At 66.9% G+C, this 15,882-nt stretch carries 14 protein-coding genes; 10 read left to right on the top strand and 4 right to left on the bottom strand.

What is annotated here, in order from left to right:
* Positions 1 to 104 precede the first annotated feature (104 nt).
* Positions 105 to 1,016 carry a LysR family transcriptional regulator gene (locus L8F97_RS14975; RefSeq protein ID WP_242151827.1) on the top strand — a complete coding sequence of 304 codons (912 nt, stop codon included), beginning with the start codon at positions 105 to 107 and terminating at the stop codon, positions 1,014 to 1,016.
* Here L8F97_RS14975 and L8F97_RS14970 read toward each other — a convergent pair.
* Complete coding sequence (locus L8F97_RS14970; protein WP_242151824.1) at positions 1,013 to 2,461, bottom strand: MFS transporter; 1,449 nt, start codon at positions 2,459 to 2,461, stop codon at positions 1,013 to 1,015. The genes L8F97_RS14975 and L8F97_RS14970 overlap by 4 nt on opposite strands.
* A gap of 85 nt (positions 2,462 to 2,546) precedes the next feature.
* Between L8F97_RS14970 and L8F97_RS14965 the strand changes: the two genes are divergently transcribed.
* The 6 genes from L8F97_RS14965 to L8F97_RS14940 all read left to right on the top strand — a co-directional run bounded on the left by L8F97_RS14965 (position 2,547) and on the right by L8F97_RS14940 (position 7,446).
* A complete protein-coding gene (locus L8F97_RS14965) occupies positions 2,547 to 3,767 on the top strand; it encodes an MFS transporter (protein ID WP_242151821.1) in 1,221 nt (406 codons plus the stop codon).
* A gap of 4 nt (positions 3,768 to 3,771) precedes the next feature.
* Positions 3,772 to 4,758, top strand: coding sequence for a sugar phosphate isomerase/epimerase family protein (locus L8F97_RS14960; RefSeq protein ID WP_242151818.1), 987 nt, complete (start codon positions 3,772 to 3,774; stop codon positions 4,756 to 4,758).
* Positions 4,758 to 5,135, top strand: a complete 378-nt coding sequence (locus L8F97_RS14955; RefSeq protein WP_242151815.1) for a DUF6379 domain-containing protein — start codon at positions 4,758 to 4,760, stop codon at positions 5,133 to 5,135. The genes L8F97_RS14960 and L8F97_RS14955 overlap by 1 nt, the downstream gene beginning before the upstream one ends.
* Positions 5,132 to 6,742 carry a family 43 glycosylhydrolase gene (locus tag L8F97_RS14950; RefSeq protein ID WP_242151812.1) on the top strand — a complete coding sequence of 537 codons (1,611 nt, stop codon included), beginning with the start codon at positions 5,132 to 5,134 and terminating at the stop codon, positions 6,740 to 6,742. Before L8F97_RS14955 ends, L8F97_RS14950 begins: the two co-directional genes overlap by 4 nt.
* Positions 6,743 to 6,878: 136 nt before the next feature.
* On the top strand, positions 6,879 to 7,154 hold the full coding sequence (locus L8F97_RS14945) for a hypothetical protein (RefSeq protein ID WP_242151810.1): 276 nt from the start codon (positions 6,879 to 6,881) through the stop codon (positions 7,152 to 7,154).
* Between the two features lie 49 nt (positions 7,155 to 7,203).
* Positions 7,204 to 7,446, top strand: coding sequence for a hypothetical protein (locus tag L8F97_RS14940; RefSeq protein ID WP_242151808.1), 243 nt, complete (start codon positions 7,204 to 7,206; stop codon positions 7,444 to 7,446).
* A 111-nt stretch (positions 7,447 to 7,557) separates the two neighbouring features.
* Here the strand turns inward: L8F97_RS14940 and L8F97_RS14935 are convergent, their stop codons facing one another.
* Genes L8F97_RS14935 through L8F97_RS14925 form a run of 3 tightly spaced genes read right to left on the bottom strand, consistent with a single transcriptional unit; the run spans position 7,558 to position 11,078 of the window.
* On the bottom strand, positions 7,558 to 8,895 hold the full coding sequence (locus tag L8F97_RS14935; protein WP_242151806.1) for a family 1 glycosylhydrolase: 1,338 nt from the start codon (positions 8,893 to 8,895) through the stop codon (positions 7,558 to 7,560).
* Position 8,896: 1 nt separating this feature from the next.
* Positions 8,897 to 9,949 (bottom strand): sugar phosphate isomerase/epimerase family protein, encoded by a 1,053-nt coding sequence (locus tag L8F97_RS14930; RefSeq protein WP_242151802.1) that lies wholly within the window; start codon positions 9,947 to 9,949, stop codon positions 8,897 to 8,899.
* Between the two features lie 13 nt (positions 9,950 to 9,962).
* Positions 9,963 to 11,078 (bottom strand): Gfo/Idh/MocA family protein, encoded by a 1,116-nt coding sequence (locus L8F97_RS14925; protein ID WP_242151799.1) that lies wholly within the window; start codon positions 11,076 to 11,078, stop codon positions 9,963 to 9,965.
* 117 nt (positions 11,079 to 11,195) lie between these two features.
* On the opposite strand from L8F97_RS14925, the gene L8F97_RS14920 reads away from it, so the two are divergent.
* From L8F97_RS14920 to L8F97_RS14910, 3 genes are read left to right on the top strand one after another with little or no spacing between them, the layout of a single operon-like run.
* The gene (locus tag L8F97_RS14920; RefSeq protein WP_242151796.1) at positions 11,196 to 12,302 is read left to right on the top strand and encodes an LLM class flavin-dependent oxidoreductase; all 1,107 of its coding nucleotides are present in this window, start codon (positions 11,196 to 11,198) and stop codon (positions 12,300 to 12,302) included.
* Complete coding sequence (locus tag L8F97_RS14915) at positions 12,302 to 12,868, top strand: NADPH-dependent FMN reductase (RefSeq protein WP_242151793.1); 567 nt, start codon at positions 12,302 to 12,304, stop codon at positions 12,866 to 12,868. The genes L8F97_RS14920 and L8F97_RS14915 overlap by 1 nt, the downstream gene beginning before the upstream one ends.
* A complete protein-coding gene (locus tag L8F97_RS14910) occupies positions 12,865 to 15,243 on the top strand; it encodes a glycoside hydrolase family 3 C-terminal domain-containing protein (RefSeq protein ID WP_242151790.1) in 2,379 nt (792 codons plus the stop codon). Before L8F97_RS14915 ends, L8F97_RS14910 begins: the two co-directional genes overlap by 4 nt.
* Positions 15,244 to 15,882 lie beyond the last annotated feature (639 nt).

Genomic DNA, 15,882 nt, shown 5'->3' with positions numbered 1-15,882 from the left:
CGACGCTTAATGGTCGCTGCCGTTACCGGCTTTAGGGCCGATATCCGCTTCTATGAAGGTGATTGTTTGGATGCTAAGCTATCCATTCAAATGATAGGTATGCGATGCGCTTTCGTGGACTCGACCTCAACCTACTCGCCACCTTCGCCGCGTTGATGGAGGAACGCAGCGTCTCGCGCGCGGCGACTCGGCTCAATCTCAGCCAGCCGGCGGTGAGCGCGGCGCTGGCCCGGCTGCGCAGCTATTTCGGCGACGAGTTGCTGGTGCTGGAGGGGCGGCGGATGTTCCCGACCGCTTTGGCCGAGACGCTGCTGGAGCCGGTGGTGGCGGTGTTGCGCTCAATCGACGGCATCGTCGATAGTTCGGCCACTTTCGACCCGGCGAGCGCCCGCCGTACCTTCCGTATCGCCGCATCCGACTATGTAATGATGGTGCTGATCCGGCCGCTGGCGGAGCAACTCGGCGGGGAGGCGCCGGGGCTGCGGCTATCGCTGGAACTGCCCAGCGAGCGCGCCGCGTTGCGGCTCGACGAGGGCAAGATCGACCTCATGGTCATCCCGGAGGAGTTCGCCTCGCAGCGCCACCCGCTCGACCTCGCCTTCGAGGACAGCCACGTCGTGGTCGGCGCGCGCGATCATCCTGCCTTGGCCGGGCCGATCAGCCGCGAGGATTTCTGCGCGCTGGAGCATGTCGCGGTGATGGTCGGAACCGACGTGCCCGCCGCCTTCGCCGATCGGCAACTGGAGCAGCTCGGCGTGTCGCGGCGCGTCGGCGTGACCGTGCCGAGTTTCGCTGCGGTGCCGTGGATGCTGGCGGGAACGGAGCGGATCGGGCTGATGCACGCGCGGCTGGCGACATTGATGGCGGCGAGCCTGCCGATCACGACCAGCCCGATCCCGTTCGATTTCCCGCTGATGCGCGAGGTGCTGCAATACCACCGCGCGCGCGGTGGCGATCCCGGTCTCGCCTGGCTGCGCGGGCAGTTGCTCGCGGTGGCGAGACGCGAGGTCGGCTAGTCTTCCGGCGCGAACACCTGTCGCGGCAGCAGCATCGCGACGGCGGATACTCCGCCGAGCAGAAGCGCGATCAACACCGCGGTCGGCGCAAAGGCGGTGGTGGCGCTGCCGGCGCGCAGCGAGGCGAAGAACAGACTGCCCACGCACGCGCTGCCGAGCGCGCCGCCGATCTGCTGCACGCCGTTGTGCATGCCGCCCGCCACGCCGGCATGGCCCCGATCGACCCGCGCGAGCGTGATCGGTCCGAGCGGCCCGGTCACGCAACCCATGCCGATGCCGGCGACGAACAATGCGCCAGCCAGCGGCAGCGGGGCAGGGGCGGTTTGCAGGATCGCCACCGCCAGCGCACCCGTGCCCGCTGCCATCGCCAGCGCACCGCCGGCCGGCAACAAGCGCCCGAGACGCGGCAGTGCACGCGGTCCGATCGCGGCGACACCGGCCATCACACCGAACCCGAACGGCATGTGCAGCAGCGCGACCTGCAGTGGCGAATAGTGCAAGCCGCGTTGCAAGGTCATGCTCAGCGCCAGCAGCAGCCCGGTCGTCGCGGCGGAGAACAGCAACGTCATCGACAGGCCGAGCGCGAAGCTGCGGATGCGGAGCAGTTCCGGCGCGATCAACGCCGAGCCGAATCGCCGGGTACGCGCGACCGAGTGGCGCCAGAAAAGCGCCATCAGCGGCACGCACGAGGCGAGCAGCGCAACCGCCCGGAGCGGCCATCCCGCCGCTTCGCCGCTGATGAGCGGCACGAGCAGCGCCAGCAACGCGGCCGCCAGCAGCAGCGTACCCAACGGATCGAGCTTCAGCGGGTGCGGCGATCGTCCTTCCGGCAGCAGCCGCCAGCCGGCGACGAGCGCGGCGAGGCCGATCGGCCCGTTGATGAGGAAGATCAGCCTCCAGCCCAGCCCGCCGACATCGGACTGGATCAACAACCCGCCCAAAACCGGGCCGGCAATCGCGGCAAGCCCGCCGACCAGCCCGAACACCGCCATGCGCGAAACCCGTTCGAGCGGCGAGTACATCAACTGGATTAACGCGATCACCTGCGGCGCCATCATCGCCGCGCTCGCGCCCTGCACGGCGCGGCACAGCACCAGCGCAAACGGCGTCTCGGACGACCCGCACGCGACCGAGGATAGCGTGAAGCCAAACACCCCGATCAGGAATAGGCGGCGGTAGCCGTACAGATCCCCCAATCGCCCGCCCGCGACCAGCAGCACCGCGAAGGTGAGGAAATAGCCGGTCACCACCCATTGCGTCGCCGGCGCGCCGGCGTGCAGATTGGCCTGAATCGCAGGGAGGGCGGTGTTGACGATCGTCGTATCGACCAGATCCAGCACGAAGGCGAGCAACACGCACGCAAACGCCAGCCGGCGCCGCTCCGGCGTGAGCGCCTCGATGCCGGTTCCTAGGACCGGCTCCTCCCCTGTAACCCAGCTTGACATGGGTCCGAGCATAACGGTAGTCAGAAATAGAACAAGAGTTCGTATTTTGACCGTCACCACGACGGCCTGATAACAGGAGAGGGTTTTGGCACACGCGGCGAGCGACGAGCGGCAGCCGGGAATCGGGCAGGGATTGACGGTGATCGCGGCAGGCTTCCTGCCGATCCTCGCAATCGTCACGCTGTTCCCGGCCGTTCCTGCGATCATCGACCATTTTTCGGCGAACCCGAACGCGGGCTGGATGGTGCCGGCAATGGTGTCCGCTCCCGGCCTCGCGATCGCACTGCTTGCGCCGTTCGCCGGCATTTTGGTGGATCGTTTCGGACGGCGGAAGCTGCTGCTGATCTCGACCTTCTTCTACGCGTTCCTCGGCGCGATCCCGTTCCTGCTGAACGATCTTAACCTGATGTACGCCTCGCGCGTGGTGCTCGGCGTGACGGAGGCGGCGATCCTCACCACGCTCAACACGCTGATCGGCGATTACTGGGACGATGTGCCCCGGCGGCGCTGGCTGGCGTTGCAGGGTAGCGCCGGACCGTTGCTGGCGAGCGGCATGATCTTCGGTGCCGGCTACCTCACCGCGCTGCGCTGGAACGGCGTATTCCTCATCTACCTCGTCGCCTTCCCGATCTTTGTCGCGATGCTGGTGTTCATGTTCGAGCCACGCAACGACGCGACGCTGCGCCAGCGCCTCGCGATCGGTGCGGCGCCGGCGACCACGCGTTTCCCGTGGAAGACGACCGTAGAGATCGGTGCCGTCACACTGTTCACCGCCTTCCTCTACTACGTCTTCATTGTGAACGGCGGGATGGCCTTCCGTGAGGTCGGTGTTCAATCGTCTGAGGATCTCGGCCGGATCACCGCGATTCCCAGCCTGTTCATCATCGCAGGGGCCGGCGTGTTCTGGCTGACCGGACGGCTGAGTTCGGGCGCGCAGCTCGCCATCGTGCTCGCGCTGCTCGGGCTCGGGCTCGCCACGATCGGACGTGCTCCAAATTGGCAGGTGATGGTCGCCGGCCTCGCCGTTCAGCAGACCGGCGCCGGCATGGCCATCCCGACGCTGCTCGCCTGGGCGCAGAGCAAGCTGCCGTTCGAACATCGCGGGCGCGGAATGGGCGTGTGGACCGCGTGCTTCTTCTTCGGTCAGTTCCTCAGCCCGCTGCTCGTCAGCCTGATCCGCACCGCGACCGTGACGATGCAGGGCGCGTTTCTGTGCGCCGGTATCATCGGCGGCATCGGTGCGCTGGTCGCCATTGTCGGTGCGGTCCGCCGCGCCGCCTCCCATCCCCTTACTGCCGAGGTTTGAAGCCATGTCCAAGATCAAACGGGGCGTCAGCCTCTACAGTTTTCAGGAAGAACTGTTCCTCGGCCAGATGAACGTTGAGGATTGCATCGCCTTCGCCGCCTCGATCGGCGCGACCGGCATCGAGCTGCTGCCCGAACAGAACATGCCGAGCTTCCCCAACGTCACCGACGCTGAGGTGGCATGGTGGCAGGAGACGGTGGCGAAGCACGGTTGCGAGCTGACCTGCTACGACATGTTCCTCGATACCAAGCGGCGCAAGGATCGCCTGATGAGCGACGACGAGCAGGTTGAATCGATCCGCCGCGATCTGGAACTGTGCAATCGCCTCGGCATCCGCAACATGCGCATCCTGGTGTTCGTGCGGCCCGATATCCTCGCGCACTGCGTGCCCTATGCCGAAGAACTCGACGTGCACATGGGAGTCGAGGTGCACGCGCCGTGGCATCTCGAACATGCCTGGATCCTGCGCACGATCGACACTGCCGACCAGCTCGGCACGAGACATCTCGGCATTCTGCCCGACATGGGCATCTTCATGAAACACTATCCGCCGGCGTTCCGCGCCCGCTTCGAGCGGAAGGGCGCGCGGCCCGAGGTGACGCAGTTCATCGTCGACCAGCACGAACAGAAGATCATGTCGGAGTACACGATCTACGAAGTCGCGGTGAAGATGCAGGGCAACAAGGCCGAGGTTGCGATGGCCGAGACGCTGCGCCACGCGCCCTATGCCAACCCCAAGCGGCTCAAGGAATATGCCCCGTACTTCCGCCACATCCAGGCGAAGTTTTACGAGATGAACGCGGATGCGACCGATCCGTCGATCGCCTATGACGAGGTGATCCCGGTGCTGGCGGCGGCCGGCTGGGAAGGTACGCTGTCGAGCGAGTATGAGGGCAACCGCTGGATACAGGACGTGATGCCGGTCGACAGCCGCGAGCAGGTCCGTCGCCAGCACGCGATGTTCGAACGGTTGATCGGGGAGCAGGCATAATGTTCGACAAATATCTGATCGTGGACGACAGCGTGCGCGCCACCGCCGACGGTTTCGCATTCGAGGCAAAGCTCGGTTATTATCGCGGGCTTGGCCTGTCGATGATCGAGGATCTGGCCATTACGCTCGACGGCGAAGCGGTGCGGCGCGAGGCGATCCGCTTCGACGAGGGCGCTGGGCCGATCTCGCTGGCGGACATGGAGACCGCATACGATCGGCGCTGGAACTTCGGTGCCAAGGCCACGATCAGCGTGGTCGGGCAGGGCGCGCTTGCGCCGGGCGAACACCGCCTGACCCTCGCCGAACGGCTGCGCGTGTCCTACCTGCCGTTCCCGTCGATCAACACCGACGAGAAGACGGTGAGCGTCGCGGCATGACCACCTCACGCCGCGATCTGCTCGCGCTTGGTGCCGCCAGTACGATGCTACCGGCGGCGACGCTGGCAGCATCCGCAGCAAGGGCTCCGGAGCCGCGCTGGCGACCGGGTGTCGAAGGGCAGCGGCGTGCGGATCTCGGCGATGGACGCTATCTCAACCCGATCCTCGCCGGCGATCATCCCGATCCGTCGATCCTGAAAGACGGCGACGATTACTGGATGACGCATTCGTCGTTCGATGCCGCGCCCGGTCTGCTGATCTGGCACTCGCGCGATCTGGTGAACTGGACACCGGTCGGCCCGGCGCTGGCTCGGCCGCTCGGCACGGTGTTCGCGGTCGATCTCGTCAAGCATGACGGGCGGTATTACATCTACATCCCGTTCATGGCCGCGCCGTGGTCGAAGGGCCTCAAGAGCTTCGCCAACATCTACGTCATCCACGCGCCCTCGATGCACGGGCCGTGGAGCGAGCCGGTCGATCTCGGCATCGGCACGCTGATCGATCCCGGCCATGTCGTCGGCGAGGACGGGCGGCGTTATCTGTTCCTGTCGGGCATCAAGCGCGTGCGGCTGTCCGCCGACGGTCTCTCCACCGACGGGCCGATCGAGCAGGTCTATGACGGCTGGCACTATCCCGACAACTGGATCACCGAAGCCTATTCGCTCGAAGGGCCGAAGCTGTTCCGGCGTGGCGACTGGTTCTACCTCATCAGCGCGGTGGGTGGCACGAGCGGCCCGGCGACCGGGCATATGGTGATTGCGGCGCGCTCTAGGTCGGTCGACGGACCGTGGGAGAATTGCCCGCACAACCCGATCGTCCGCACCCGCGACGTTGCCGAGGCGTGGTGGTCGCGCGGCCATGCCACCGCCGTGGAGGGGCCGGGCGGCAAATGGTACATGGTCTACCACGGTTATGAGAACGGCTACCGTTCGCTCGGCCGGCAGACGCTGCTGGAGCCGATCGAGTGGACCGCCAATGGCTGGTTCCGCGCGACCGGCGGCGACCTGTCCCGCCCGCTGCCCAAGCCGGCGGGCACCGCGCTGCCGCATGGACTGGCCGGATCGGACGCCTTCACCGAACCGAGCTTCGGCACGCGCTGGAGCTTCTACGCCGGCACCGCCGACGAGCTTCGCCGCGCGCGGGTCACCGGCGGCGCGCTCACTCTCGCCGCCAAGGGGGCGGGCCCGCAGGATTGCTCACCGCTGACCCAACTCGTCGGCGATCGCGCTTATGAGATCAGCGTGCTGGTCGATGTGGAGGGCGGCGCGCAGGGTGGCCTGCTGCTGTTCTTCGACGACCGGCTGTTCCTCGGCATGGGCATCGACGGCACCGCGATGACGAGTTACCGCGGCGGCAAGGTCAGCTTCTGGCGCGAGCCGGCGCCCGCGGTGCGCACCATGCATCTCCGCATCGTCAACGACCGCCAGATCGTCACGTTCTACTACAGCACGGACGGCACCCACTGGACCCGCCACGGCGTGCGCAGCGAAGTGTCCGGCTACAACGCCAACACGGTCGACGATCTCGCCAGCCTGCGCCCCGCGTTGTTCGCGGCGGGCAAGGGGATGGTGCGGTTTCAGGATTTCCGCTACCGCGCGTTGCCATAATCGATAGGCGTTCATTGCTGTTGCTAGGTGGCGTGGGTATCGCGACGGCGCGTCGCGCGGTCGCGCGGTCGCGCGGTCGCGCGGTCGCGCGGTGGCGCAGGTCGCGCGGATGATCCCGCAGCGACCGAGCGCGCGCGTGATCGTCGACAATGACTTCGCCGGCGATCCCGACGGTCTTGCCGCGCTGGCGCATCAGTTGCTCACGCCCGAGACCCGCGTGACGCTGGTGACGAGTTCCGCCGTCGATCCCAAGCTTGCCGATGCCGCGCTCGCAGGGCGCAGCGCGGCGGCCGGGCGCGAAACGGCTTCGGAGTTGATCCGCCGCGCTGCGGCTCGCGCCCGATATCGCCAAGCGGATGACGCTGATCTGGATCGCCGGCGGCGGGTACCCGGCGGGTGGCTGAGAATATAACCTCGCGGTCGACACGGCGGCCGCGCGTTACGTTGTCGAGGAAAGCCGCGTGCCACGCTGGCAGGTGCCGCAGCCCGCCTACCGCCAGATGCAGGTGTCGATCGCCGCGCTGGGCGCCGATCTTCGCCCGATCTCGCCGTTCGCGCGCTGGCTGTACGAACAATTCACCACGACACCGTCCTTCGTGACGCTCGGCGACTTGGCCGCTCGGCAACAGTCCGCTGGTGCTGCTGTCGGCGATCTCGACGGAGAGCAGCCACTATGCCGATCTTCCAGCGCGGCGGATCGGTGACGATGGCCATTACGGGGAGGTCGTCCCCGGGCGGATGGTGCGGGTGTTCGACCAGCTCGACACCCGCCTCACCTTCAACGACTTCTAAGCGCTGCTCCGCCTCAACGCGCGCTAGACCGCGTTGCGCCGTGCGATCGTGCCGAGGATCGCGGCGCTCGGCTTGGGCGTGCGTGCGAAGGTGGTGCGGTCGAGGCTGTGCAGGCCGAACTTCGGGCCGTAGCCGAACACCCATTCGAAATTGTCGATCAGTGACCAGTGCATATAGCCCCGCACCGGCACGCCATCGTCGATCGCGCGGGCGAGTTCGGTGAGCGCGGCGGGGATCAGCCGCTGGCGCGGGCCATCGTCGGCGGTGTTGATGCCGTGTTCGGTGACGATCACCGGCACCTTCGCCACCGAATAGGCATAGCGCACGGCACCGGCAAGCGAGGCGGGGTAGATCTCCTCACCGGCATCGTTGACCGGCGCGCCGGCCGGCACCGGCATCCGCCCGCGCGCATCCCACAGCGAGCGCGTGTAGTTCTGCACGCCGACGAAATCGCAGGTCCGCGCCGCCTCCAGCCACGGCAGATACAGTTTCGCGCGCATCGCATCGCGCATCGAATCGCGCCCCACCGCCTGATCGTCGATGATCGCGAGGCTGACCCCGACCGGCAGGTCGGGCCGCACATTTTTGATCGCGGCGCGCCCGGCGGCGTGCGCGGCGAGCATGTTGGCCTGCACCCGCGCCGGATCGGCGATCCACAGCGCGTTGCCGGGGTTGAACTGCGCCACGCCGTACGCGCGCGCCGCCGCCTCGCCCATCGCGCGGTCGGTCGCCATCAGCCGGTCGCCGATGCCCGGCGGCAGCACGATGCCGAGCAGCCCGCTGAGGTTCGGTTCGTTGAGCGTAGTGGCATAGCCGATGTCAGCGGCGAGGTGGCGGGCGGCCCGTTCGCAAAAGCGCGCGAACAGCGACGGTGACTGCGCATTGCTCCACCCGCCCGAGGCGGCGAACCAGCGCGGCGTGGTGAAATGATTGAACGTCACCAGCGGCGTCAGCCCGCGCGCGCGGCACCCGGCGATCATCGCCTTGTAATGGTCGAGCATCGCGATCGAGAACTGGCCCTCGACCGGCTCGATCCGCGCCCATTCCTGGCTGAAGCGATAGCTGTTGAGGCCCATGTTCCGCACCAGATCGAGATCGGTCGGCCACAGCGCGAAGCTGTTGGCGGCATCGCACGATGGCTCGCTATACGCGGTCGGCGTGACATGCTCGACCGCCCACAGATCGCTGTTGACGTTGTTGCCCTCGACCTGATGCGCGGCGGTGGCGGCGCCCCACAGGAAGCCTTTTGGGAACCGCCCATCGCCCGGCTTGGCAGCAAGGGCAGAGGCAGCGAGCGCAGGGGCGGCGATGGCGGCGGCGCCGGCGGCGATCAGGGTGCGGCGGTGGATCGTGGCGGTCATGTCAAATCCCCATCAAACGCGCGTTGAGCGCACGGTCGGCGCCCCCTGCTGCAAAGTCGTCGAACGCGCGTTCGGTCACGCAGATGATATGGTCGGCGATGAACGGCGCACCCTCGGCCGCGCCCTGTTCGGGGTGTTTCAGCGCGCATTCCCATTCGAGCACCGCCCAGCCGGGGAAATCATATTGCGCCATCTTCGAGAAGATTGCCTTGAAATCGACCTGCCCGTCACCGAGCGAGCGGAACCGCCCCGGTCGGTCGACCCAGCTCTGGTAACCGCCGTATACGCCCGATCGCCCGCTCGGCGTGAACTCCGCATCCTTGACGTGGAAGCACTTCACCCGCGCGTTATAGATGTCGAGGAATGCCAGATAGTCGAGCTGTTGCAGCACGAAATGGCTGGGATCGTACAGCATATTGGCGCGGGCATGGCCGCCGACCCGGTCGAGGAACATCTCGAACGTCACGCCGTCATGCAGATCCTCGCCGGGATGGATTTCGAAGGCGAGATCGACGCCGTTGTCCTCGAACCTGTCGAGGATCGGCCGCCAGCGCCGCGCCAGTTCGTCGAACGCATCCTCGACCAGCCCCGCCGGGCGCTGCGGCCACGGATAGAAATACGGCCAGGCCAGTGCGCCCGAAAACGTCGCGTGCGCGGCGAGGCCAAGGTTGCGGCTGGCGCGCGCAGCCAGCCCGAGTTGCTCGACCGCCCAGCGTTGCCGCGCCGCCGGATCGCCGCGCACATGCGGTGCGGCGAACGCATCGAACTGCGCGTCATAGGCAGGGTGCACCGCGACGAGCTGCCCTTGCAGATGCGTCGATAATTCGGTGATGACGAGACCACGTTCCGCCAGGCGACCGGCGATGTCGTCGCAGTAATCCTTGCTGTCGGCCGCTGCCGCGAGATCGAACAGCCGCGCGTCCCAACTCGGAATCTGCACGCCCTTGTAGCCGAGCCCGGCCGCCCAGTCCGCGATCCCGTCGAGGCTGTCGAACGGTGCAGCGTCACCGGCGAACTGCGCGAGAAAGATGCCTGGGCCTTTGATGGTGCGCATGGGTTTGCGTCTCCTAAACGATGAGGTCGACCCAGCCGGCATCGTCGCGGCTGGCGGTGACCGCGGTGGTGATGAACGCCATGCCGCGCAGGCCGTCGACAATGCCTGGCACCAGCGAACCGGGCTCACCGCGCAACTGCCGCGCGAAATCGCGGTACAGGTTGGCGAATGCCTCCAAATAGCCCTCCGGGTGACCGCCCGGCGTGCGGCTCGCCGCCTTCGCCGCCGGCCCCAGGGCAGCATCGCCGGCCTGCACGATCTCCGTGCGGCCGTCGAGGTGATGCAGCGTCAGCCGGTTCGGGTCTTCCTGGCGCCAGTCGAGCGCCCCCGCATCGCCGTAAACCCGCAGCCGCAGGCCGTTGCGTTCGCCCAGCATGATCTGCGAGGCGAGCAGGCACCCGCGCGCACCGCCCTCGAAGCGTAACAGCACCTGGCAATCGTCGTCGAGCGTGCGGCCCGCCACCACCGTGCCGAGATCGGCCAGCAGCCGCGTCACCCGCTGCCCGGTCACGAACTCGGCGAGGTGAAAGGCGTGGCTGCCGATGTCGGCGATGCAGCCGCCCAGCCCGGCGCGGGTCGGGTCGAGCCGCCATTCCGCCTGCTTGCCGGTCGCCGCTTCGGCGAGCCAGCCTTGCGGATATTCGACCATTACCTTGCGGATCGTGCCAAGCGCCCCCGCCGCGACACGCGTCCGTGCCTCTCGCACCAGCGGATAGCCCGAATAGGTGTAGGTCAGGCCGTAAGGCACGGCGGCCTGTGCGACATCCTCGACCAGCGCCTGCGCCTCGGCGAGCGTAGCGGTAGCGGGCTTGTCGCTCAACACCGGCAGCCCCGCCGCCAGCGCGGCACGCGCCGCCGGCAGATGATGGTGGTTGGGCGAGGTGATCGCGACGAAATCGGCACCGTCCTCGCGGCCGCGTTCACCCGCCAGCATCGCATCCACTGACGCGTAGGCGCGGGCGGGGTCGATCCGGTAGTGCCGCCCGGCCTCCGCCGACCGCGCCGGATCGCTGCTGAACGCGCCCGCTACCAGCTCGATCTCCCGGTCGAGTTCGGCGGCGATGCGGTGCACCGGCCCGATGAAGGAACCGGGACCACCGCCCACCATCGCCATCCGCAATCGTCGCATGTCGCCTCTCCCGCGATGCCGTTTTGCAATCCCACGCCAGAAAGGCATTGCACAAAGCAGAATTATGGTTCTAGTTATGGCAAGGCACTGAAGCACGAATGGTGCGGGGAGGACAAGATGCGTTTTTCAGTCTTTTTGAACGGTCGCTCGATGGCGCCTGACGAGGATCGCCCGCTGATCCGCAATCTCGAAGCACACGCGCTGTACGCGGCCGAACGCGGTTTCGAGGCAATCTTCATGCCGGACCATCATTTCAACGGCTATATGCCGATCGCCAGCGACAGCTACATGTTTGCGGCGTACCTCGCCGCGAAGCTGCCGCACATGCACTTCGGCTTTTCGGTCACGTCGGTGCCGCTCCACCACCCGGTGCGCTTTGTCGAGCGGATCAACATCCTCGACCAGTTGACCGACGGCAAGCTGCTGGTCGGCATTGGCTCGGGCACCACGCCTGAGGAGATGATCGGCTTCGGCGTCACCTACAAGGAGGCGTCGGCGGTGTCCGAGCGCAACCTCGAAATCGCCGAGCAGCTTTGGGCGAAACGGATGGAGGATCCGGCGGTCGAGATCGACAACGGGCCGCATAAGGGTCGCGTGCTGCAACGGATCGCACCGGCGGCCTACACCCCCGGCCACGCGCGGTTGATGCCGGTGGCGATGAAGGAAACCAGCGCACGCCGCGCTGCGGAGAACGGCTGGCCCGCGTTCATCCCCGCCTTCACGCCGCCCAAGATCGGCGGCACCGCGCCGATGGAGCATGTCAGCAAATATTTCAAAATCTACCGCGACATGCTGGAGGCCGCCGGCCATTCCGCCGAAGTGGTGCGCGATGCGCTGTCGTGGTCGACGCACACCTACCAGCTCGTCCACGTCGCCGAAACCGACGAGCAGGCGCGCGACGAGATGATGACGATCCTGCGCGCCTATCAGGACGCGATCGAGCGCGAGGCCGCGTTCAACGCGCAGGCCGAGAGCGACGGCGCCAACAAGAAGACCGACCGCACGCCCGATGCGCTGACCGAGGACTGGATCGGCACCTGGTGCCTGTACGGTTCGCCCGAGACGGTGGTCGAACATCTGCGGCCCTATGCGGAGCTGGGCATCGGCAACATCCTGTGCGGCACGCTTACCGGGCCGTTGACCGACGAACGGTTGCGGCTCGGCAACCAGACGGTCGATCTGCTCTCCACGCGGGTGATACCCGAACTGCGCGGGGGTGCGTAATGGCGAAGCGGGTGGTCGGCATCGGCGGCACGCTGCGCAGCGGATCGTCGAGCGAATTGCTGGTGCGCGCCGTGCTCGCCGCCTGCGCGCGGCGGGGGGCGGAGACGGAGATGTTCGACGGCCCCGCGCTTGCCGCGCTGCCGCATTTCAATGCGGAAAGCCAGACGCGCAACGATGCCGAGCGCGCGCTGGTCGAGGCGGTGCGCGGTGCCGATGCGATCGTGATCGGCTCGCCCGGTTATCACGGCGGCGTGTCGGGGCTGGTCAAGAACGCGATCGACCTGCTTGAGGATATTCGCGGCGATGCACGGCCCTATTTCGATGGCCGTCCGGTCGGGCTGATCGTCTCGGCGGCGGGCTGGCAGGCGGGCGGGGTAACGCTCGCCGCTTTGCGCGGCATCGTCCACGCGATGCGCGGCTGGCCGACGCCGGCGGGGATCGCGATCAACTCTGTCGAGCAGAAGCCGTTCGCGGCGGATGGGTCGGTCGCCGACGCAGGCGTCGCCGCGCAGATCGAACTTCAGGCCGCGCACCTGATGGCCTTTGCACTGGAGACGGCGGCATGAACGCACCCGACATCACCACGCTGCCGCTGGACGAACAGGCATTGTTCACCGCTGGCGCATCGATGTGGTCGACGCACGAAGTGCCCGCGCTTGGCGTGCGATCGATCACCATGGCGGATGGCCCGATGGGGATCGCCAGCGGCCGCGTGGACGAGCGCGACGTATCGCTGCTGACGCCATGCCCAATTGCGCTCGGCGCGAGCTGGGATCTCGGCCTGATCGCGCGGGTCGGCGCGCTGGTCGGCGGCGATGCGGTGGCGCGCGGCGTGCAGGCGGTGCTCGCGCCCAACGTCAACCTCGCGCGTAGTCCGCTCGCCGGCCGTGCCTTCGAATATTTCTCGGAAGACCCGATGCTCACCGGCGTGGCGGGCGCGGCCTGGGCGACTGGGCTGCAGTCCACCGGCGTAGCCTCGGTGACCAAGCATCTCGTCTGCAACGATAGCGAAACCCAGCGCGACACGATTGACATCGTGGTGGACGAGCGGGCCTTGCGCGAAGTGTATCTGCTGCCGTTTGAATATGCCGCGGCGGCGGGCGCTGGCGGGATGCTGACCGCGTACAACCGCGTCAACGGATCGTGGTGCGCCGAGCAGCACCATGTCATCACCGACATCGTGAAAGGCGAGTGGGGCTTTGCCGGCGTCCTGATGAGCGACTGGTTCGGCACGCACACCACCGCGCCGACGCTCAACGCCGGCCTCGATCTTGAGATGCCCGGCCCTGCGCGCTTCCTCGGCGCGCACGCCGATGCCGCGGTCGCGAGTGGCGACGTGCCGCAGGCGCGCGTAGCCGATGCCGCGGCGCGCGTAGCCACCTTCGCGGCGCGGTTTGCCTCCGCCGGAGATACGACCGATGTCGAAGATGCCGAGGCTCTGCTCGTCGAGGCCGCAGCGGCCGGCTTCGTGCTGCTGCGCAACAATGACGATCTTCTGCCGCTCGATCCTGCCCGCGCCGGCACGATCGCGGTGATCGGCCCCAACGCCGCTGCACCGTGCTACCAGGGCGGCACCTTCGCCAAGATCGCGGTCAAGCCCGACGCGCTGCGCCCACTTGACGCGATCCGCGCGCGCTTCGCCGGTGCGACGATCCTCTACGAACCCGGCGTTGATCCGCAGCCGCGCTTGCCCGCCATGCCGGTGACACCGGCGCGCGACCTCGGCGACGGCGCCGTCGGCATGACGCTCGACTATTTCGACGACGACAGCTTCACCGGCACGCCGCGCCACAGCGAAACGCGCGCGACCAATTCGCTGGTTTGGTTCGTCGGCGTACACGATCAGGGCGCGTGGGATCGCCCCGCCGGCATCCGCGCATCTGGCTGGTATCGCCCCGAGAGAGATGGCGAGCATATCTTCTACCTCGGCGCGACCGGCGCGGTGCGTATGCGCGTCGATGGCGGCGAGGTGCTGCGCCATGACGAGACCGTCGCCGCGTCCGATGTGATGGGGCGCCTCAAGAGTGGCGAGGCCGACAGTGTCGCCGTCACGCTCGAAGCCGGCCGATCCGTGCTGGTCGAGGTGGAGTTCCGCCATCAGCCCGCCCGCGTGCAAGGACTGTGGTTCGGCGTACGCGGGCCGATAACGCCCGAGGAGATGCTGGTGCGCGCCGTGGCGGCGGCGGAAGCGGCGGACACCGTGTTCCTGATCCTCGGCGAAACCTCCGACGCCAGCGTCGAGAGCAAGGATCGTGCCGACACCCGACTGCCGGAAGCGCAGCTCGCGCTCGCCCACGCGGTGCTTGCGGCCAATCCGCGCGTGGTGATCGTCACCAACGTCGGCCACGCGTTTGACGCCACCTTCGCCGAGACCGCGCCCGCTTTTCTGGTGGCATGGTATCCCGGTCAGGAGTTCGGCCGCGCGCTTGCCGAGGTTCTCGCTGGCGACCGCGAGCCGGGCGGGCGCTTGCCGGTAACCCTCGCGCGCGATGAGGCTGACTACCCCGCACTGGCGCTGGCACCGGATGCGTCCGGCAAGCTCGTCTACGAGGACGGTGTTCGCATCGGCTATCGCGGACTCGCGATGCGCGGCATCGCCCCGCTGCACGGGTTCGGCAGCGGCTTCGGTTATACGCGCTTCACGCTTGATGCAGCACGGATCGGCGATTTTGTCGTTCACGCGTGCGTGACCAATCGCTCGGCACGCGCCGGTCATGTCGTCGTGCAGGTCTATCGCCACAGCCCCGAATTCGCATTGGTCGGGTTCGCCAAGGCATTTTTGGCGGGGGAAGCCACTGGGAACGTGGAAGTCGCGCTGGAGCCCCGCGCCCTCCGCAGTTGGGCTGATGGTTGGCAGAGCCTGACAAACATTGGGTTGTCGGTAGGCTTTGCGGCGGATGATCTACCGATCAGATTGCTTTTCGACCCGGTCAGGGCGTAGTCCCGCCAACCATATGCTATAATCGCATCGGGCAAGCCGAGTCGGAAGGGCGGGGTGGAGCGTCGTGGTATAGGTCAACCCGGCCGTCTGCGCGACCTCCCCCGCGTCAGGCTGCACGTCGTCGATCAGCCGGTAAACTTATAGGTCGGCAGTTGTACCGTAACGTCGTTGCCACTGGGCTTGAGCAGAGCAGATACCTTGAAGCGGTAGGTCGCTCTCCATGTGAATTCTGCACCACCTTTGAGCGACCATCGCGCAGTGATGCGGCTCGTCGATGACGGGGTTCAATTTGATCGGCGTGGCGTCGGAAATTCGTTTTGATCCCGGACAGGATTGCGTGCCGATCTAGTCGAATTCTCTGCGGCTACATGCATCCCCTGGATCAGGGGATGCATGTAGCCCGAACCCGTCAGCTGCAACGGCAGATCTAAGATAAAAGCGGTCCAGTTTTTCGGTGGCAGAGCACTGACCCAACCATTGGCGTGCCTAGAACTCGGCTTTCCCAATTCCCAGTCTTAACCCGGAAAGACCGAAGCCGGCCCTATCTTAGTCGGCCAATGAGATCAGAGGAGCAAACGCTGAACGTCGGCATTTGACAGATACCGCCGTTTAGAAGCCGGTTCGGAATGGCGGCTTGGT

It is taken from the genome of Sphingomonas sp. BAUL-RG-20F-R05-02, from assembly GCF_022662305.1.
GTDB lineage: Bacteria > Pseudomonadota > Alphaproteobacteria > Sphingomonadales > Sphingomonadaceae > Sphingomonas.
The sequence above is the reverse complement of the archived record's forward strand: the minus strand, read 5'-3'. Positions and strand labels throughout refer to the sequence as shown.

Coding starts and splice junctions, on each gene's coding strand:
- L8F97_RS14970 (WP_242151824.1), bottom strand. CDS start 2,461: ATGTCAAGCTGGGTTACAGGGGAGGAGCCGGTCCTAGGAACCGGCATC.
- L8F97_RS14955 (WP_242151815.1), top strand. CDS start 4,758: ATGTTCGACAAATATCTGATCGTGGACGACAGCGTGCGCGCCACCGCC.
- L8F97_RS14960 (WP_242151818.1), top strand. CDS start 3,772: ATGTCCAAGATCAAACGGGGCGTCAGCCTCTACAGTTTTCAGGAAGAA.
- L8F97_RS14975 (WP_242151827.1), top strand. CDS start 105: ATGCGCTTTCGTGGACTCGACCTCAACCTACTCGCCACCTTCGCCGCG.
- L8F97_RS14925 (WP_242151799.1), bottom strand. CDS start 11,078: ATGCGACGATTGCGGATGGCGATGGTGGGCGGTGGTCCCGGTTCCTTC.
- L8F97_RS14935 (WP_242151806.1), bottom strand. CDS start 8,895: ATGACCGCCACGATCCACCGCCGCACCCTGATCGCCGCCGGCGCCGCC.
- L8F97_RS14930 (WP_242151802.1), bottom strand. CDS start 9,949: ATGCGCACCATCAAAGGCCCAGGCATCTTTCTCGCGCAGTTCGCCGGT.
- L8F97_RS14915 (WP_242151793.1), top strand. CDS start 12,302: ATGGCGAAGCGGGTGGTCGGCATCGGCGGCACGCTGCGCAGCGGATCG.
- L8F97_RS14950 (WP_242151812.1), top strand. CDS start 5,132: ATGACCACCTCACGCCGCGATCTGCTCGCGCTTGGTGCCGCCAGTACG.
- L8F97_RS14910 (WP_242151790.1), top strand. CDS start 12,865: ATGAACGCACCCGACATCACCACGCTGCCGCTGGACGAACAGGCATTG.
- L8F97_RS14920 (WP_242151796.1), top strand. CDS start 11,196: ATGCGTTTTTCAGTCTTTTTGAACGGTCGCTCGATGGCGCCTGACGAG.